At 69.0% G+C, this 18,332-nt stretch carries 20 protein-coding genes; 10 read left to right on the top strand and 10 right to left on the bottom strand.

Annotation, left to right across the window (positions count from 1 at the left end; genetic code table 11):
• Nucleotides 1-30: 30 nt before the first annotated feature.
• The 5 genes from LXB15_RS20380 to ccmA all read right to left on the bottom strand — a co-directional run bounded on the left by LXB15_RS20380 (nucleotide 31) and on the right by ccmA (nucleotide 3,025).
• On the bottom strand, nucleotides 31-651 hold the full coding sequence (locus LXB15_RS20380; RefSeq protein WP_233950172.1) for a DsbE family thiol:disulfide interchange protein: 621 nt from the start codon (nucleotides 649-651) through the stop codon (nucleotides 31-33).
• Nucleotides 648-827, bottom strand: coding sequence for a heme exporter protein CcmD (ccmD, locus tag LXB15_RS20375; protein WP_233950171.1), 180 nt, complete (start codon nucleotides 825-827; stop codon nucleotides 648-650). Before ccmD ends, LXB15_RS20380 begins: the two co-directional genes overlap by 4 nt.
• Before the next feature lie 7 nt (nucleotides 828-834).
• Entirely contained in the window at nucleotides 835-1,593 is a 759-nt protein-coding gene (locus LXB15_RS20370) for a heme ABC transporter permease (protein WP_233950170.1), read from the bottom strand.
• An 80-nt stretch (nucleotides 1,594-1,673) separates the two neighbouring features.
• Entirely contained in the window at nucleotides 1,674-2,333 is a 660-nt protein-coding gene (gene ccmB, locus LXB15_RS20365) for a heme exporter protein CcmB (protein ID WP_233950169.1), read from the bottom strand.
• Nucleotides 2,330-3,025: a heme ABC exporter ATP-binding protein CcmA gene (gene ccmA, locus LXB15_RS20360; RefSeq protein ID WP_370640139.1), complete on the bottom strand. Its 696-nt coding sequence runs from the start codon at nucleotides 3,023-3,025 to the stop codon at nucleotides 2,330-2,332. Before ccmA ends, ccmB begins: the two co-directional genes overlap by 4 nt.
• A 353-nt stretch (nucleotides 3,026-3,378) precedes the next feature.
• Between ccmA and acnA the strand changes: the two genes are divergently transcribed.
• The 3 genes from acnA (at nucleotide 3,379) to LXB15_RS20345 (ending at nucleotide 7,640) form a co-directional block, all read left to right on the top strand.
• Nucleotides 3,379-6,135, top strand: a complete 2,757-nt coding sequence (gene acnA, locus LXB15_RS20355; RefSeq protein WP_233950168.1) for an aconitate hydratase AcnA — start codon at nucleotides 3,379-3,381, stop codon at nucleotides 6,133-6,135.
• A 192-nt stretch (nucleotides 6,136-6,327) separates the two neighbouring features.
• Complete coding sequence (locus LXB15_RS20350; protein WP_233950167.1) at nucleotides 6,328-7,116, top strand: thioredoxin family protein; 789 nt, start codon at nucleotides 6,328-6,330, stop codon at nucleotides 7,114-7,116.
• 149 nt (nucleotides 7,117-7,265) lie between these two features.
• Nucleotides 7,266-7,640, top strand: a complete 375-nt coding sequence (locus tag LXB15_RS20345; protein ID WP_233950166.1) for a DUF2794 domain-containing protein — start codon at nucleotides 7,266-7,268, stop codon at nucleotides 7,638-7,640.
• Between the two features lie 13 nt (nucleotides 7,641-7,653).
• Here LXB15_RS20345 and LXB15_RS20340 read toward each other — a convergent pair whose 3' ends face one another.
• The 4 genes from LXB15_RS20340 to LXB15_RS20325 form a co-directional block, all read right to left on the bottom strand.
• A complete protein-coding gene (locus LXB15_RS20340) occupies nucleotides 7,654-8,217 on the bottom strand; it encodes a GNAT family N-acetyltransferase (protein WP_233950165.1) in 564 nt (187 codons plus the stop codon).
• A gap of 161 nt (nucleotides 8,218-8,378) precedes the next feature.
• A complete protein-coding gene (locus LXB15_RS20335) occupies nucleotides 8,379-9,149 on the bottom strand; it encodes a Bax inhibitor-1/YccA family protein (RefSeq protein ID WP_233950164.1) in 771 nt (256 codons plus the stop codon).
• A 266-nt stretch (nucleotides 9,150-9,415) separates the two neighbouring features.
• The gene (locus LXB15_RS20330) at nucleotides 9,416-12,013 is read right to left on the bottom strand and encodes an ABC transporter permease (protein ID WP_233950163.1); all 2,598 of its coding nucleotides are present in this window, start codon (nucleotides 12,011-12,013) and stop codon (nucleotides 9,416-9,418) included.
• Nucleotides 12,010-12,744: an ABC transporter ATP-binding protein gene (locus LXB15_RS20325; protein WP_233950162.1), complete on the bottom strand. Its 735-nt coding sequence runs from the start codon at nucleotides 12,742-12,744 to the stop codon at nucleotides 12,010-12,012. The genes LXB15_RS20330 and LXB15_RS20325 overlap by 4 nt, the downstream gene beginning before the upstream one ends.
• 66 nt (nucleotides 12,745-12,810) lie before the next feature.
• Here LXB15_RS20325 and LXB15_RS20320 point away from each other — a divergent pair, with 66 nt between their 5' ends.
• Nucleotides 12,811-13,488 (top strand): arylesterase, encoded by a 678-nt coding sequence (locus tag LXB15_RS20320; protein WP_233950161.1) that lies wholly within the window; start codon nucleotides 12,811-12,813, stop codon nucleotides 13,486-13,488.
• On the opposite strand, the gene LXB15_RS20315 is transcribed toward LXB15_RS20320, so the two are convergent.
• Nucleotides 13,463-14,131 (bottom strand): GNAT family N-acetyltransferase, encoded by a 669-nt coding sequence (locus tag LXB15_RS20315; RefSeq protein ID WP_233950160.1) that lies wholly within the window; start codon nucleotides 14,129-14,131, stop codon nucleotides 13,463-13,465. The two genes, LXB15_RS20320 and LXB15_RS20315, sit on opposite strands and share 26 nt — an antisense overlap.
• Nucleotides 14,132-14,314: 183 nt before the next feature.
• On the opposite strand from LXB15_RS20315, the gene thpR reads away from it, so the two are divergent.
• The 6 genes from thpR to LXB15_RS20285 all read left to right on the top strand — a co-directional run bounded on the left by thpR (nucleotide 14,315) and on the right by LXB15_RS20285 (nucleotide 18,329).
• Nucleotides 14,315-14,914 carry an RNA 2',3'-cyclic phosphodiesterase gene (gene thpR, locus LXB15_RS20310; RefSeq protein WP_233950159.1) on the top strand — a complete coding sequence of 200 codons (600 nt, stop codon included), beginning with the start codon at nucleotides 14,315-14,317 and terminating at the stop codon, nucleotides 14,912-14,914.
• Nucleotides 14,915-14,975: 61 nt separating this feature from the next.
• Nucleotides 14,976-15,356, top strand: coding sequence for a YkvA family protein (locus LXB15_RS20305; RefSeq protein WP_233950158.1), 381 nt, complete (start codon nucleotides 14,976-14,978; stop codon nucleotides 15,354-15,356).
• A gap of 301 nt (nucleotides 15,357-15,657) precedes the next feature.
• Entirely contained in the window at nucleotides 15,658-16,164 is a 507-nt protein-coding gene (locus LXB15_RS20300; protein WP_233950157.1) for an invasion associated locus B family protein, read from the top strand.
• A gap of 161 nt (nucleotides 16,165-16,325) precedes the next feature.
• Nucleotides 16,326-17,564 (top strand): 23S rRNA (adenine(2503)-C(2))-methyltransferase RlmN, encoded by a 1,239-nt coding sequence (gene rlmN / locus LXB15_RS20295; protein WP_233953268.1) that lies wholly within the window; start codon nucleotides 16,326-16,328, stop codon nucleotides 17,562-17,564.
• 82 nt (nucleotides 17,565-17,646) lie between these two features.
• Complete coding sequence (locus tag LXB15_RS20290; protein WP_233950156.1) at nucleotides 17,647-18,099, top strand: hypothetical protein; 453 nt, start codon at nucleotides 17,647-17,649, stop codon at nucleotides 18,097-18,099.
• 5 nt (nucleotides 18,100-18,104) lie between these two features.
• Nucleotides 18,105-18,329, top strand: coding sequence for a BrnA antitoxin family protein (locus tag LXB15_RS20285; protein WP_233950155.1), 225 nt, complete (start codon nucleotides 18,105-18,107; stop codon nucleotides 18,327-18,329).
• Nucleotides 18,330-18,332 lie beyond the last annotated feature (3 nt).

The raw sequence follows: 18,332 nt of genomic DNA, 5'->3' as shown, positions 1-18,332 counted from the left end.
CGGCAGCCGGCCGCAGGCAATCCGCCGCCGTCAGCTGGTCGGCCCGGCTTCCGGCTCGCGCGCCAGCGCCTGCTCCAGCGCCGGCAGCAACCCACCGGTCACGGCCTCGGGCGTGAACGGCCCGGTCTGCTTGAACAGGATCTCCCCGTCGGGGGCCACGAGGAAGCTCTCCGGCACGCCGTAGACGCCCCAGTCGATGGTCGTGGTGCCGGCCGGATCGACGCCGATCGCCGCGTAGGGATTGCCGAGCGAGTCCAGGAAGCGCCGGGCGTTCTCCGGCTTGTCCTTGTAGTTGATCGCGACGATCCGCAGCCGCGGATCCTGCGCCAGCTCCATTAGCAGCGGATGCTCCTCGCGGCAGGGGCCGCACCAGGAGGCGAAGACGTTGACCAGCACCGGCCTTCCGTCGCCGAAACCGGAAAGGTCGAGGCCGGGCATTGCCTGGCCGTCCGGCCCCGTCACCCCCTCGAGCGGCGGCAGCGTCGTTTCCGGCGCGGTCTTGCCGATCAGCACCGACGGGATCTTCTGCGGATCGTGGCCGGAGACCAGCTGGTAGAGGAAGACCGCCGCCAGCCCGCCGAACAGCAGCAGCGGCAGGAGCACGAAGAGGTTGCGCCGCGGCCGCGGCGTCGGGACGGCGGGATCGGTCACGACGGGTTCTCCGCGCGCGCGGCGGCGGAGCGCCGGCGCACGCCCTTGTCCTCGAGCGCCGCGAGCGCGCGGCGCTGGGCCCGCGCGTCGAGGACGATCCACAGGGCGAGCCCGACGAGGAGCAGCGCGGAAATCCCGTAGGCCGAGGCGATGAAACCAAAATAGTCGTTCTGCATGGATCCCTCAGCCGTCCGCGCGGCGGGCGGCGAGCCGCGACAGGGCGGCGACGCGTCGGCGCAGCACCTCGCTGCGCATCGCCGTCAAATGCAGGGCGAAGAACAGCAGCGTGAAGCCCAGCGCCGAGACCAGCAGCGGCGTCAGGAACACCGCCGGCATCGCCGGGCCGTCGGCGCGGATGACGCTCGCCGACTGATGCAGCGTGTTCCACCAGTCCACCGAGAACTTGATGATCGGAATGTTGACGAAGCCGACGAGGACGAGGATCGCCGCGGCCCTGGCGCTCTTGCCGGGATCGTCGAGCGCCCGGGTCAGCGCGATCAGCCCGAGATACATCAGGAACAGCACGAAGACCGAGGTCAGCCGGGCGTCCCACACCCACCACGTGCCCCACATCGGACGGCCCCAGATCGAGCCGGTGATCAGCGCCAGGGCGGTGAACACCGCGCCGATCGGTGCCGCGGCCTTGACCGCGACATCGGCGAGCGGATGGCGCCAGACCAGCGTGCCGAGAGCCGACAGGCTCATCACCGTCCAGACCATCATCGACAGCCACGCGAAGGGCACGTGGATGAACATGATCTGCACCGTGGCGCCCTGCTGGTAGTCCGGCGGAGCCGTGAAGCCGAGCGTCAGGCCGACGACCAGCGCCGACAGCGCCGCCGCATAGAGCCACGGCTGCAGCCGGCCCGACAGGTCGAGGAACCGCGTCGGGTTGGCGAGGATCGCGAAGCGCGACGGCTTGGCAGCGGAGAGGTCGGTCATGGCCCCGAGTTTAGGATGGTTCGAACCTTACCGTAAACAGCACGATTCCGGCCAAAGGAAGAACCGGCCGATCGTCGCGGTCAGTCGCCGCCTGCCTTGAGTGCCGCGGCCGCGGCGATCGGGCCCAGCGCGCCGAAGAACAGCGTCAGCGCGACGAGGATCAGGAAGGGCGACAGGAACGGGTCGGGATCGTTCACCGCGCCATAGGTGGCCGAGACGCCGAAGATCAGCACCGGGATCGCCAGCGGCAGCACCAGCACGGACACCAGCAGCCCGCCGCGCGGCAGCGCCACGGCGACGGCCGCCCCGACCGCGCCGATGAAGGTGATCGCCGGCGTGCCGGCGAGCAGGGTCAGCGTGACCGCGCCGATCGCCGTCGGCTCCAGCGCCAGGAACAGGCCGAGCGCCGGGGCCGCCAGCACCAGCGGCAGGCCGGAGGCGGCCCACAGCGCCAGGCACTTGCCCAGAACCACCAGCGGCATCGGCGTCGAGCCGGTGAGCATCAGGTCGAGCGTGCCGTCCTCGCGGTCGGCCTGGAACAGCCGGTCGAGCGTCAGGAGCGTGGACAGCAGTGCGCCGATCCACAGGATCGCCGGCCCGATCCGCGACAACAGGTTGAGGTCGGGCCCGACGCCGAAGGGCACGGTCGCGACGACGGCGAGGAAGAAGATCACCGCGGTCATCGCGCCGCCGCCGCCGGAGATCGCGAGCCTCAGGTCGCGCCAGAATACCGCCGTCACAGCCAGCCCTCGGCGGCTGCGAGGTCCGCCTCGGCGATAGCGCGGCCCGTTTCGGCGGGGCGATCCGCCGCCGGCGTGAGCTGCAGCTCACGCGCTCCGACCAGCCCGAGCGGCTGGTGCGTCGCGGCGATGACCGTGCCGCCGGCTTCCAGATGGCCGGCCATCAGCCCGGCGAATCGCGCCTGCGAGGCCGTGTCGAGCGCCGCCGTCGGCTCGTCGAGGATCCACACCGGCCGCTGGGCGACGAGCAGCCGCGCCAGCGATACGCGGCGCTGCTGACCGGCGGATAGATAGGCGAAGGGCAGATGCGCGAGGCCCGGCAGGCCCACCGCCTCCAGCGCTTCCTCGACGGCAAGCCCCGGCCCGCCCAGGAAACGCGCCCAGAATCGCAGATTGTCGCCGACGCCGACGGAGGGCTTCATGGCGTTGCGATGGCCGACATAATGGGCGATCTCGGCAATCCCTCGCGCCGGCTCGCCGTCGGGCGCCGTGGCGCCGGCGACGGTGATTCGCCCGGCCAGCGGCCGCAGCAGCCCGGCCAGCGTGCGCAGCAACGTCGACTTGCCGGCGCCGTTCGGCCCGGTGACGATCAGCGCCTCGCCGCCCGCGAGCGACAGGTCCAGCGGGCCGGCGACGGCGGTGCTGCCGCGCCCGATCGTCAGGCCGGATACCGTGATGGCGAGGCCGCTCACCCGGGAGCGCCCGTCGTTCCGGTCCCCGCGGCCGGCGACGGCCTCGGCTCGCCGCGCTTCGCTGCCCTGATCATCCGCCCTCGCATCCCCTTGCGGCGCCGGTCGCGGCACAAATTCAACATGACCGTCCGACACCCTTTATAGGCGTTACAAACTTCGTTATGAGGACGGCAACCACGCCAGCGACCGGAGTGGAAATTTTCAGCGCCGATCTCAAGGTTCCCGCCTGGCACCAGCGGAACCGGGGCGGACTAGCGGAAATGGTCGCACCCGCATCTTCGAGCGCTTTTCCGCTGCGCTCAAGGCCGTTCGCCCTTCGGACTCCATCCTGGTTCGAGAAGGAACGAAGCCATATGTCCAACGCATCCGACAGTTTCCACAGCCGCAAGACCCTCACCGTCGAGGGCAAGGACTACGTCTATTACGATCTGCAGGAGGCCGAACGGAATGGCCTCGCGGGTGCCTCGCGGCTTCCCTTCTCGATGAAGGTGCTGCTGGAGAACCTGCTGCGCAACGAGGACGGCCGCACCGTCACGGCCGACGACATCCGTGCCGTCGCCAACTGGATCCACGACAAGGGCACGGCCGGGCACGAGATCGCTTACCGCCCGGCGCGCGTCCTGATGCAGGACTTCACCGGCGTTCCCGCCGTCGTGGACCTCGCGGCGATGCGCGACGCGACGCGGCAGCTCGGCGCCGACCCCAAGAAGGTCAATCCGCTGGTGCCGGTCGATCTCGTCATCGACCACTCGGTGATGGTCGACTTCTTCGGCCAGAAGGACTCCTTCGAGCGCAATGTCGACGCCGAATACGGCCGCAACGGCGAGCGCTACACCTTCCTGCGCTGGGGCTCGGAAGCCTTCGAGAATTTCCGCGTCGTGCCGCCCGGCACCGGCATCTGCCACCAGGTGAACCTCGAATATCTCGCGCAGACCGTGTGGACCCGGGAAGAGAACGGCGAGACCATCGCCTATCCGGACACGCTGGTCGGCACCGACTCGCACACCACCATGGTCAACGGCCTGTCGGTACTTGGCTGGGGCGTCGGCGGCATCGAGGCCGAGGCGGCCATGCTCGGCCAGCCGATCTCCATGCTGATCCCCGAGGTCATCGGCTTCCGTCTCGTCGGCAAGCTGCCGGAGGGCACCACGGCGACCGACCTCGTGCTCACCGTCACGGAGATGCTGCGCAAGAAGAAGGTCGTCGGCAAGTTCGTCGAGTTCTTCGGCCCGGGCCTGTCGAACCTCACCCTCGAGGACCAGGCGACGATCGGCAACATGGCGCCGGAATACGGCGCCACCTGCGGCTTCTTCCCGATCGACAAGGACACGCTCGCCTACCTCGAGGCGACCGGCCGCGACAAGCACCGCATCGCGCTGGTCGAGGCCTATGCCAAGGCGCAGGGCATGTACCGCGAGGACGGCATCGCCGATCCGGTCTTCACCGACACGCTGGAGCTCGACCTGTCGACGGTCGTGCCGTCGCTCGCCGGACCGAAGCGCCCGCAGGACCGCGTGGCGCTGACCGACGCGGCTGCCGCCTTCCGCACCGCCCTCGTCGAACTGCAGGGCGGGCGCAAGAAGGCCGCCGACACGCAGACCACCGCCGAATCCCGCTACGTCGCCGAAGGCGCGACCGGCGCATTCGACGCCCCGCCGGCCCGCCATCCGGTCGCCGGCACCGACCACGGCATCTCCGACGGCGATGTCGTGATCGCCGCGATCACCTCCTGCACCAACACCTCGAACCCGAACGTGCTGGTCGCCGCCGGGCTCGTCGCCCGCAAGGCCCACGCCAAGGGCTTGACCGTGAAGCCCTGGGTGAAGACCTCGCTCGCGCCGGGCAGCCAGGTGGTGACGGAATATCTCGAGAAGGCCGGCCTGCAGGCCGATCTCGACGCCATGGGCTTCAACCTCGTCGGCTATGGCTGCACCACCTGCATCGGCAATTCCGGCCCGCTGCCGGAGCCGATCTCCGAGGCGATCACCGAGAACGACCTCGTCGCCTGCTCGGTGCTGTCGGGCAATCGCAACTTCGAGGGCCGGGTGAACCCGGACGTGCGGGCGAACTACCTCGCCTCGCCGCCGCTGGTCGTCGCCTATGCCATCGCCGGGTCGATGTTCGTCGACATCACCAAGGAACCGCTCGGCAAGGACCGGGACGGCAACGACGTATTCCTGAAGGACATCTGGCCGACCACCCAGGAGATCGCCGAGATCGTCCGCGAGACGGTCACCCGCCAGATGTTCGAGGAGCGCTATGCCGACGTCTTCAAGGGCGACGCCCACTGGCAGACGATCGAGGTGTCGGGCGGCCTGACCTACGACTGGGACGACCGCTCGACCTACGTGCAGAACCCGCCCTATTTCGAGGGCATGACCATGGATCCGGAGCCGGTCACCGACGTGCACGGCGCCCGCATCCTCAGCCTGTTCCTCGATTCGATCACCACCGACCACATCTCGCCGGCGGGTTCGATCAAGGCCAACGGCCCGGCCGGCGACTATCTCGTCAGCCACCAGGTCCGCCCGGTCGACTTCAACTCCTACGGTGCGCGCCGCGGCAACCACCAGGTGATGATGCGCGGCACCTTCGCCAACATCCGCATCAAGAACCAGATGCTGGACGGCATCGAGGGCGGCATGACCAAGCACTTCCCCGACGGGGAGGTGATGCCGATCTACGACGCGGCGATGAGGTACCAGGAAGAAGGCGTGCCGCTGGTGGTCTTCGCCGGCAAGGAATACGGCACCGGCTCGTCGCGCGACTGGGCGGCCAAGGGCACCAACCTGCTCGGTGTCAGGGCGGTGATCGCCGAGAGCTTCGAGCGCATCCACCGCTCGAACCTCGTCGGCATGGGCGTCGTGCCCTTCGTCTTCGCCGAGGAAGGCACGTCCTGGAAGTCCATCGGTCTCAAGGGCGACGAGAAGGTCACCATCGAGGGCCTCGCCACGCTCAAGCCGCGCGAGGTGCTGGAGGCGAAGATCGAACGCGCCGACGGCACGGTCGACAGCGTCAGGATCCAGGCCCGGATCGATACGCTGGACGAACTCGAATACTACCGCAATGGCGGCATCCTGCACTACGTGCTGCGGCGCCTCGCCGCCTGACCCGGACATGGGCGGCGCTCCCCGCGCCGCCCTGCCGCAACCTGCGCGAGGGCCGACGCTGGCGGCTCTCTCACCCGCAATTGACTGGAGGGTGTTCGCCTCCGTCGGTAGGTTCGCGTCCATGATGAAAGCCGACGAGACATCTCTGCGCCCGGACACGGGACGGGCGAGCGGAAACCCGGCGTGGCCTGCGTGAGCCGGACGCCCGGCGGGGGACACGCCCTCGCGCTCCTGGCGATGCTGATCGTCGGCGCCGCCGCCCGCCCGGCCGTCGCGGGCGAGGCCATCGTCAAGCAGGTCACCCACGTCATCGAGATGTTCACCAGCCAGGGCTGCTCGTCATGCCCGCCCGCCGAGGCGCTGCTGACCCGGCTGGCCGATGAGCCGGGCATCCTCGCCCTCGCCTACCACGTCGACTACTGGGACTATATCGGCTGGCGCGACACGTTCGGCTCGGCGGCGAACACCGATCGCCAGCGCGCCTATGCCAAATCCTTCGCGACGACGACGATCTACACGCCGCAGGCGGTGGTCAACGGCAAGGCCGCGGTGGTCGGCTCACACGAGGCCAAGCTGCGCCGCCTGCTCGAGGCCGAAGGGCTTCCGGCCCGCGCCTCGGCCGCCAATATAGATCTGTCGGTCGTCGCCGACCGGCTGCACATCACCGCCAAGGGCGCCGCCGCCAGCCCGGGCGGGCAGACGCCCGTGCTGATGCTCGTGACCTTCGTCGACGAGGCGCCCGTCGCCGTCGAACGCGGCGAGAACAGCGGCCACACGCTGGCCAACACCCATGCCGTCAAGGACTGGCGGGTGCTCGGCATGTGGACCGGCGAGACGATGGAGATCGACCTGCCGCTGGTGACGCTGTTCGGACCGGACAAGCGCAAGCTCGGCTGCGCCGCCATCCTGCAGTCGGTGACCGCCGACGGTGCGCCGGGCCCGATCATCGCGGCGGCGCAGCTGGAATTTTCCCCGGAGTAGCGGCAGGCGGGCCGCCTTGGCCGGCGCCCGTCCCCTTTGCGGGCCAGGGAGGCGAGGCTTCCGGTTGCATCGCCCGTCCCGACCCTTATCTTGGGGACACGACACGCGCCCTCAGGACGGCGCAGACGGATCGGACGAGGGGTCTCATCTTGCAGGATTTCGCGACGAACGGTGACGCGGCGGCCAATCTTCTCGCCTTTCCCGACAACCGTTCCCGAAATCCCGTGGTCTCCTTCGATCGCCGCGAGCTGTCGCAGATCCTGCGCATCTACGGACGCATGGTCTCGGCCGGCGAATGGCGCGACTACGCCATCGACATGCTGAAGGAGCGCGCGGTGTTCTCGGTGTTCCGCCGCACCAGCGAGATGCCGCTCTACCGCATCGAGAAGAATCCCAAGCTCGCCCGCAAGCAGGGCGCCTACCAGGTGGTTGCGGCCGGCGGGCTGGTGATGAAGCGCGGCCACGACCTGGCGAACGTGCTGCAGGTCTTCGACAAGGCGCTGGCGCTCGCCGACAAAGCCTGACCGGCCGGTCCCCTCACCCGCCGTAGAGCGTTCCCGGAAATGCCGTCTCGTCCGGCAGCGACGTCTTGCCGTCGCCGAGCTGCATCTGCATCAGCACCGTGTCGATCCAGCGGCCGAACTTGAAGCCCGAACCCTCGAACGTCCCGATCATGCGGAAGCCGGCGCGCCGGTGCACCCGGATCGACGCCTCGTTGTCGGCCCCGCCGATCACCGCGATCATCTGACGAAAGCCGCTCTCGCTGCACAGCTCGACGAGCCGTGTCAGCAGATCGCGGCCGATGCCGCGGCCCCGGGCTTCCGGCGCCAGGTAGATCGAATCCTCGACCGACCAACGATAGGCCGGCCGGTGCCGGAAGGCGCTGGCATAGGCGTAGCCGAGCACGGTGCCATGGTGGTCTTCGGCGACGATGAACGGGTAGCCGACGTCGGTGATCGCGGCGAAGCGCGCGCGCATCTCGGCGAGGTCCGGGGGGACCAGCTCGTAGGTGGCGGTGCCGTTGAGGACGGCCTCCTCGTAGATGTCGCGAAGGGCCGGGACATCCTCGGGGCGGGCGGGGCGGATCGTGTGGGCGCTCATGATCTACTGCATCGAAAGAGGGGGTCGGCCGGCCGCGCGAAAAGCGCGGGCAGCGGCCGGCGCGGGGCCGGGGTCCCGACCGTGTACCGATCTTGCAGAAGTACCGGCCAAAGAAAAGGGCGACCCGAGGGCCGCCCTTTCGTCAGTCGCTGTCGCCCAGCTTAATTGCGATTGCCGAACAGCTGCAGCAGGAACAGGAACATGTTCAGGAAGTCGAGATAGAGGCGCAGCGCGCCCATCACGGCCTTGCGGCCCATGACGGCAGAGCCGTCGCCCTCGTAGTACATTTCCTTGATCTGCTGGGTGTCGTAGGCGGTGAGGCCGGCGAACACCAGGACGCCGATCGCCGAGATGGCGAAGGTCAGCGCCGGCGAGGCGAGGAAGATGTTCACGACCATGGCGATGACCAGGCCGATCACGCCCATGAACAGGAAGGAGCCCCAGGCCGAGATGTCACGCTTGGTGGTGTAGCCCCAGAGCGACAGCGCGCCGAACGAGGCGGCCGTGATGAAGAACACCTGGGTGATCGATTCCTGCGTGTAGACGAGGAAGATCGTCGCGAGCGACAGGCCGACCATCGTGGCGTAGATCCAGAAGGTCGTCTGCGCCGCCGCCACACTCATCTTGTGGACGCGGAACGACAGGAAGAACACCATCGCCAGCGGCGCCAGCATGAGCACCCATTTCAGCGGCGACACGAACACCGTGTAGCCGAGATCCGTCAGATAGAGGTCCGGCCGCACCTGGTAGGCGGTCGGCTCGACCGTGACGGAAAGCGCATAGAGAAGATATGCAGCAACGCCCGTGAGGGCGAGGCCGGCTGCCATCAGGTTGTACACCTTCAGCATGTAGGTGCGGAGGCCCTGGTCGATGTCCGCCCTTGCACCGGCCGCGGGTACGGTCCGTACCCCGGGATTCCGATATTCAGCCATTGCTTTAGCAATCCTTTCTGCGTGTCCCGTCCGGTGTCCACCGGCCCGGCCCGAAGGCGAGGCGGTGAGGCGCCGCTGGCGGGACGCCCAGCGATCCTGGGGATAATATGCGGATCGGCGTCCATCTGCACAAGTCGCCGACGCCGCACTGCCGCGAAATACCGCCGGAACGGGATTAATTCTGCGTTATCGGGCGGCCGCGCCCGACAGCGCCACGGAAATATTAAACGTCACTTAGGATATGCAGCGCATCCGGACGCTTGGGCTCACAAATTGCGCAGCACCGGCGCCGCCTTCTGGCCGAGCACCCGCCAGGTGCCGGCAAGGCCGAAGCCGACGGTCAGCACCAGCGAGACGACGAGCGTCGTCAGCGCCACCGTCCAGTCGAACACGTAGGGCAGCTGCATGATCTGCGCGACCACGAACCAGGCGGCGAGTGCCCCCGCCGCGATGGCGAACAGGCCGGTGGCCAGCCCCAGCAGCAGGTACTCCGTCGCGAACGCCCGGATCAGCGTCATGCGCGTCGCCCCCAGCGTCTTCAGCACCACGGCGTCGTGGACGCGCCCCCGGTTGCCGGCGGCGAGCGCGCCCGACAGCACCAGCACCGACGCGACGAGCGCCACCGCCGCTGCGACGCGGATCGCCAGCGCCAGCTGGGCGATCAGGCCGTTGACCGCGTCGAGCGCGTCCTTGACCCGGACGCTGGTCACCGACGGAAAGGCGTTGGTGACGCCGTTGAGGACGGCCTTCTCCGCCGCCTCGCCGCCCTCCGGCATGGCCAGTGTCGCCAGCCAGGAATGCGGTGCGCCGGCAAAGGCGTTGGGCGAGAACACCATGACGAAATTGATCGACAGCGATTCCCATTCGACGCTGCGGAAATTGGCGATCCGGGCGGTGATGTTGCGGCCGAGCACGTTGACGGTCAGCGTGTCGCCGACCGACAGGCCGAGCTCGCCCCCCTCCTCCGCCGAGAACGACACCAGCGGCTCGCCGTCGTAGTCCGCCGGCCACCATTCGCCGTCGGAGATCGTCGAGTTCTCCGGCAGGGTCGTCGCGTAGGTGATGCCGCGGTCGCCGCGCAGCACCCAGCCGCCTTCCGGCGGGATCTCCATCGTGGCGACGTCCTCGTCGTTCAGCCGGGTGATGCGGCCGCGCAGCATCGGCGCGGCATCGAGCGTCGCGCCCGGCGCGAGGGACTCGATCGTCTTGCGGAAGGCATCGACCTCGCCGTTCTGGATGTCGACGAAGAAGAAGTCCGGGGCCCGCGAGGCCATGCCGCTGCCGATCTCCCGGCGCAGGTCGTAGTCGATCGTCGCGAGCGTCACCAGCAGCGTCAGGCCGAGCCCCAGCGACAGCACCACCGAGCCGGTCAGCGATCCCGGCCGATGGATGTTGCCGAGCGCCAGCCGCAGCGGCGTCGAGCGCACGCGCGGCGCCCGTGCCGCGAGCCATTCGATGCCGATCGCGACGAAGCGCAGGATCAGGAACGCCGCCGCCGTGCCGATCAGGAAGACCAGCGCCACCCGCTTGTCGCCGGCCATGACCAGCGCCAGCAGCCCGATCAGTGCGGCGAGGCCAAGCGCCGCCGCCAGATAGCTCCAGCGCATGCGGGAAAAGCCGGCCGTGCCGGCTTCGCGGAACAGGGCGGTCGCCGCGACGTCGCGGGTGCGCCCGAGCGGCAGCAGCGCGAAGGCCAGCGCGGTCAGGGCGCCGAACAGCGCCGCCAGCGCGAGGTCGAGCGGATAGACCGAGGCGCTGGCCGCGACAGGGATGACGGATTCCAGGAACTGCGCGGTGACGAACGGCGCGATCGCCCCGAGCACCAGGCCGATGACGATGCCAAGGGCCGCGAGCGTCATGATCTGGATGAGGTAGACCGCGACGACGAAATTGCCGCCCGCCCCGAGGCTCTTGAAGGTCGCGATCACCGGCCGCTTGGAGTCGAGATAGGCGTTGACGGCATTCGCCACCCCGACCCCGCCGACGATCAGCGCGGTGAGACCGACCAGCGTCAGGAATTGCGAGAAGCGCTCGATATTGCGCTGGAGGGAGGGCGCCGCCTCCGCCGAGGTCCGGATGCTGAAGCCGGCCTCCGGATACTGCTCGTTGGCCGCCGTCATGATCGCCTCGGCCTCGCCGGCCCGATCCGGCGCGAGCCGCACCTTGTACTGGTACTCGACCAGGCTGCCGGGCTGCACCAGGCCGCTGGCCGCCAGCCCGTCCAGCGACAGCATCAGTCGCGGCGCGAAGTTGAAGCCGTCGGAGAGGACGTCGGGCTCGCGGTCGAGGACGCCGCGCAGTTCGATCTCGGCATCCCCGAGCCGCACCCGCGCGCCCGGCTCGATGCCGAGGCGGTCGAACAGTTCCGGCGCGGCGACGGCACCGAAGCGGCCGTCCCGTTCGCCGAGCAGCGTGGCCAGCGGCGCGTCGGGCGTCGTCTCGAGGGTCCCGTAGAGCGGATAGGCGCCGTCGACGGCCTTCACCTCGGTGAGCGACTGGTCGCTGCCGTCGGTGAGCCGCACCATCGAGCGCAGGTCCGCCGACCGGGCCACCGTGCCCAGCCCCTCGAGATACTGCATCTCCGCAGGCGTCGCCTGCCGCTGCGTGAGTTCGAAGCGCAGGTCGCCGCCGAGAATCGAGCGGCCCTGCTCGGCGATGCCGGTGGTCATCATCGTCGCGACGGAATTCACCGCAGCGATCGCCGCGACCCCGAGCGTGATGCAGGCAAGGAAGATGTAGAAGCCGGACAGGCCGCCGCGCATCTCGCGCAGGGCAAAGCGGAAGGCCAGCGCCAGGCGCCCGCCGCGCCCGACCGGCTCCGGCCGTACGCGGGCGGCGGCAGGCGCCGATTCCACCGCGCTCATGCCGGCCGGCTTTCCAGCGTCTCGATGGTACGGGCTGGCGCCATGCCGGAACGCATGCGGTCGTCATGGATCTCGCCGGAGCGCACGGCGATCTCTCGCTCGCAGCGATGCGCGAGGCTCGGATCGTGGGTGACCAGCACCAGCGTCATGCCGCGCTTCTCGCGTTCGGCGAACAAAAGGTCCGCCACCTGCCGGCCGGTCTCCTGGTCGAGATTGCCGGTCGGCTCGTCGGCGATCAGGATCGCCGGCTCCGGCGCCAGTGCTCGCGCCATGGCGACGCGCTGCTGCTCGCCGCCGGAGAGTTCGCCCGGATAATGGGTGATGCGGTCGGCGAGGCCCACCTGGCCGAGCTCCCGCTCCGCCCGTTCGAAGGCGTCGGAATGGCCGGCGAGTTCCAGCGGCACCGCGACGTTTTCCAGCGCGGTCATGTTGGGGATCAGGTGGAAGGACTGGAAGACGATGCCGACATTGCGGCCGCGAAATGCCGCCAGTTGGTCCTCGCTCAGTCCGATCAGCGACTGGCTGGCGATCTCGACCTCGCCCTCGTCGGCCCGCTCGAGCCCGGCCAGCACCATCAGCAGCGTCGACTTGCCCGAACCCGAGGGCCCGACGATGCCGACCGACTCACCGCGCTCGACGAACAGGTCGACGCCCTTCAGTACGTGGACGGCGCTGCGGCCGGCGCCGAGGGTCAGATGAACGTTTCGTAATCGTACTGCGGGTTCCGCCAAGATCGCTCGTTCCTATATCCGGCCTTAGAGGGCCGCCTCCGGGGCTCGCGCTATATGGGGTGTGCAATGCAGCGCTGCCAACCGATCCTCGCCGCTCTCACGCTGTTGTCATGGCTGGCGCTGCCGCTGGCGGCGGTCGCGCAGCAGCCGGCGCCGCCGGCCGGACCCGAGACGATCGAGGTGGTCGCCTTTGGCGACAGCCTCTCGGCCGGCTACGGCGTCGGGCCGGGCGAGGCGTTTCCCGAACAGCTCGAGGCGGCGCTTCGGGCGGCAGGCTACGACGTCGCGGTGGCGAATGCCGGCGTGTCGGGCGATACGACGACGGGCGGGCTCGCGCGTCTCGACTGGTCGGTGCCGGAAAGCGCCGACCTCGTCATCGTCGAGCTGGGTGCCAACGACGCCCTTCGCGGGGTGTCGCCGCAGATCGCCGGCGACAATCTCGACCGGATCCTCGCGACGCTGACAGAGCGCGGGCAGGACGTCATCCTGGCCGGCATGCTGGCGCCGCCGAACATGGGCAGCGACTACCAGGGCGAATTCGACGCGATCTATCCCCGGCTCGCTGAGAAATACGGCGTCCCGCTCTACCCGTTCTTCCTCGACGGCGTCGCGTCGGAAGCCTCGCTCAACCAGGACGACGCCATGCACCCGAACCCGCAAGGTGTCGCGGTGATCGTCGAGCGCATGCTGCCGCTGATCCGCGAGAGCCTCGACGCGATCATCGCCCGGCGTGCGACGGATTGAGGCTCTCGGCCAGCCGCTGAAGCGGCCGCGTGAGGAAATCGAGCCGGCGTTGGCGCCAGTCGATCATGGCGAAGACGAAGGCCTCGCTCTCGTCGGCCCATTCCTCGGCGATGCTGGCGGCATCGGCGTAGGGGCGGCGGATCTCCGCCGTCACGTCGCCGGCGACGAAGCTGAGATCGGCGCCGTGCTTGGCGGCGATGGCCTGCATCCGGCGGTTCTCGCGCAGGCAGGTGAGGAACAGCCGCCGGACACCGCGATTGCGCGCCGAGGCGATCAGCCGGCCGAACAGGCGGTCGCCGAAGCCGAGGCCCTGGAACGCCTTCTCGATCGAGAAGGCGCCCTCGGCCTCGCTGTGGGAGCCGGTCAGATAGCGAAGCTCGGCGACGCCGCGCAGCGTGCCGTCGGCGAACAGGCCCATGATCAGCGCGTCGGCGCCGAGCGCCAGGGCGGCATAACGCTCGAGAAAGTGGTCGTTGACCGGGTTGCCGAAGCGCAGTCGCCGCGCCTCCCCGTCGAGGCGCATCAGATGCGCGAGCAGGAGGTCGGTCTCGCGGGCGTGCAGGCGGCGGATGGAGACGGCGGGCGCGTCGTTGGCGGCCTGCGCCGTCGGTGCGGCGCTTCGGGGGATGGCGAGTAGCGACATGCGGTGAATGCCTTCGTTTCGTCCTCCCCGGACTGGGCCTCCCCAGAAGCCGCCAAGATAATTGTGCATTGCGTCACCGACAACGGTGATTGCGCCGCTGCAGGGCTGCCCTGTCCTTGAAACATGGCTCCCGGGATGAAAGTCTTTCCTTGTGAAGGCAATGACGCACGGAAGGACCCTCCGATGCCGAGACTGTTCACCGCCCTCGAAATTCCCCAGGCGCTTGCCTTCCCCTTGTCCCTGCTCCGCGGCGGCTTGCCGTCGGCGCGCTGGATCGATCCGGAGAACTACCACCTCACGCTGCGCTTCATCGGCGACGTCGAGCCGCGGCTCGCCGACGAGATCGTCGCGGCGCTGGACCGGGTGGCGCGGCCGGGCTTCTCCATCGCCCTTCGCGGCCTCGCCGCCTTCGGCAGCCGGAAGCCGCGTTCCATCCACGCCGAGGTCGAGGCATCGCCGGAACTCGCCGAACTGCAGGCCGAGATCGACCGGATCTGCCGCCGGCTCGGACTGCCCGCCGACCAGCGCAAGTTCCTGCCGCACGTCACCCTGGCGCGGCTGCGCCAGCCCAAGCCCGAGGACGTCGCGCGCTATCTGGCGCGCAATGCCGGCTTCCGGACGCCCGCCATCAAGGTGGCGCGCTTCGGCCTGTTCTCGGCCCGCGACTCCGTAGGCGGCGGACCATATTTGCTCGAGGAAGCCTTTCCGCTCGAGACGCCGGCCCGCCCCGAGGAAGCGTATGGCGACATGCGATACGGGTCGCTCGCCAGCCAGTATGGCTGACCGAGGCCCTTGAGCCGGTGGCCGCGCCGTTCCATCTAGCTGGCGACAGATGGAGGAACGGATGGCCCCGAAGACGCTCGATATCGACCAGGTGCTGCGGCCGGGAACCGAGGAGGAGCAGGCGCGCCAGGAGCATGAGGTCCGCGCCTCGTTCTTCGACACGGCGCGGCGGGCGCTGCGCTACGTCCCCTTCATGGAAGACGTCATCGCCGCCTATTACTGCGCCATCGACCCGCGGACGCCCAGCGCCAGCCGCGGCGTGCTGCTGGCGGCGCTCGCCTATTTCGTCCTGCCCTTCGACATCATGCCGGACTTCCTGTTCGGGATCGGCTTCACCGACGACATTGCGGTGATGTGGGCCGCGTTCCGTGCCGTGCGCCAGAACATCAAGCCGGAGCACTACGTGAAGGCGCGCGAGACGCTGGGCGAGATGCGGCCCTGACCGCATCGGCCGGGCGCCCGGCACGCCGAACCTTACGAGACCGTAATCCGCCCGCCGCCCTGCCGCCAAACTGTCGCCCGATTTTGCCCCTCATTCAGCGTCGGTATGTTCAGCCGGCCCGGCCGCGCAGCGGACAGCGAACCCTTCCCGCGAAACGTCTCGCGGTCATTCGGCTTTCGTTAACCAGAGATAAACGGGCTTCGGCCTAGTCTATCGGGACATTCGCCACCGGGACCGGCGCCGATCGCGGCACCGGCCGCGACCATTTCCAATGATGCACGCACCGAACGAGCGGGGAACCATGCAACTCAAGAACGTCCTGACGGCTACCGCGGCCATTCTGATCTTCTCGAGCGCGGCGGGCGCCGCCCAGACACCGACCCGCATCAGCCAGTTCAATGCCTGGGGCACCTATTCCTACGACGATACCGCCGGCAAGGTCTGCTACATCCTGTCGACGCCGACCCAGATGTCGCCCTCCAGCGTCGATCACGGCGACATCTTCTTCCTGGTGTCGCAGAAGCCCGGCCAGGGGGTTTCCTACGAGCCGCAGGTGGTGATGGGCTATCCGCTGCGCGAAGGCTCGAAGGTCACCGTCGACGTGGACGGCAAGGACTTCTCGATGTTCGTGAAGGGCGAGTCGGCCTGGATGGAGAACGCCGCCGAGGAGCCGCAGCTCGTTGCCGCCCTGAAGGCCGGACGCAGCATGAAGGTCGACGCGACCTCGCAGCGCGGCACCGCGACCAGCTACACCTATTCGCTGTCCGGCGTGACCGCGGCGCTGAACTCGATCAGCGATTGCCGATAATCGCGCTTTTTTCGGCTCCGTAATGACGTGCAACGCCGGGCCGCAGCCCGGCGTTTTGCTGTTCGGAGGGGCTGGAACCTTGCGAAACCGGCCGGAAAGCGTCATGTGACAGGATCATTCCCTCTGTGACGAGACTGGCCGGCAGCCCGGCCGAGGAACTTATGGCCTTTTCGCTCGACCTCGCTTCGCCCGATACCCGGCCCCGCGTGCCCGCCGCGGCGATGCCGGCGGCCGGCGAGAAGCCGTCGCTGATCGGCATGGACCGCGAGGGCCTGGCAACGGTGCTGCGCGCGCTGGATGTCCCCGAGCGCCAGGTGCGGATGCGCGTCGCGCAGCTCTGGCACTGGCTCTATGTGCGCGGCGTCGCCGATTTCGGGCAGATGGCCAATGTCGCCGGAACCCTCCGCCAGGCGCTCGATGCCGCCTACACGATCGCCCGGCCGGAGATCGTCGAGGAACAGATTTCCGTCGACGGCACCCGCAAGTGGCTGTTCCGCTTTCCCGCCCGCGGCGCCGGCCGACCGGTGGAGATCGAGACCGTCTACATTCCCGAGGAGGGCCGCGGCACGCTCTGCGTCTCCTCCCAGGTCGGCTGCACCCTCACCTGCACCTTCTGCCACACCGGAACGCAGCGCCTGGTCCGCAACCTGACGCCGGACGAGATCGTCGGCCAGGTCATGGTCGCGCGCGACCGGCTCGGCGACTTTCCCGATGCCGCGACGCCGGAAGGCGGCATCCTGCCGTCGGAAGGGCGCCTCGTCTCCAATGTCGTGATGATGGGCATGGGCGAGCCGCTCTACAATTTCGACAATGTCCGCCAGGCACTGGCCGTCGTCTCCGACGGCGAGGGCCTCGCTCTGTCGAAGCGACGCATCACGCTCTCCACCTCCGGCGTCGTGCCGATGATCGCGCCGACCGGCGAGGAGATGGGCGTCGGGCTCGCCATCTCGCTGCATGCCGTGCGCGACGAACTGCGCGACGAGCTGGTGCCGATCAACAAGAAATATCCGCTGAAGATGCTGCTCGAGGCCTGCCGGAACTATCCGGGCGTCTCCAATGCCCGCCGCATCACCTTCGAATACGTGATGCTGAAGGACGTCAACGACAGCCTCGCCGACGCGCGGGAACTCGTGCGCCTGCTCAACGGCATTCCCGCCAAGATCAACCTCATCCCGTTCAACCCATGGCCGGGCAGCGCCTACGAGTGCTCGGACTGGGCCCAGATCGAGCGCTTCGCCGATGTGGTGAACCAGGCCGGCTACGCCTCGCCCATCCGCACGCCGCGCGGCCGCGACATCTTCGCCGCCTGCGGCCAGCTGAAGTCGGAATCCGAGCGCATGAAGAAGGGCGACCGGGTGGCGATGGAATCGGCCCGCGTCAGCGAGCTCGCCGCCGGCTGACGATGGCGCCGCCGGTCGCCCCGTCGTTCGATCCCGCCGGTCATGGCTCGCGCAGCGCGGCCGCTGCAGGTATGCATCGCCAATGAGCACGGTCCTGCGCTTCCTGTTCGTGATCCCCTTCGGCTTCGTCGCGGCCTGCCTGACGGCGGCCTTCGCGCTGCTCTGGCCGTTCCTGGAGCTCCCGCCGGGCGGCGTCGTGGATCCGGTCTTCCTGTTCCATGCGACGATCGCCTTCGCCGCCCAGTCCGCGCAGATCGGCTCGGTCGTCCTGCTGCCCTTCGCGTTCTTCGTCGTGGCGACGGAACTCTTCGCGCTTTCCTCGGTCGTGCTGCATCTGGCCGCGGGGCTGCTCGGCGGCGTCGCGGTGCTGTTTGCGACCTACGGGCGCGACGTGCCGCACATGAGCGTCCAGACCGCCATCCTCGTCGCCTCGATCTGTTTCGCGCTCGTCTACTGGATCATCGCCGGCCACCGGGCCGGGCGATGGCGCCGCAGCGGCGCGCAGCCGGTTTCCGCTCCCACGCCTGAAGGATAGAACACATGGCACGACGCCCGCTCGACCCCCGCGAAGCCGCCGAGGCGATGTTCCGGCCGGCCTCGCCCGCCGCCACCGGCCGCGTGCGCGAAACGCCGGGCGCGATACCCGCCGGCCGGGAAATGGTGTCGCTGCGCATCGACCGCGACGTGCTGGCGCATTTCCAGGAGGACGGGCCGGGCTGGCAGGACCGGATCAACGCCGCCCTGCGCCAGGCCGCCGGACTCTGATCG

The organism is Aurantimonas sp. HBX-1 (genome assembly GCF_021391535.1).
Classification (GTDB): domain Bacteria; phylum Pseudomonadota; class Alphaproteobacteria; order Rhizobiales; family Rhizobiaceae; genus Aurantimonas.
Note: the sequence above shows the minus strand (reverse complement) of the source record. Positions and strands in the feature narration are given on the sequence as shown.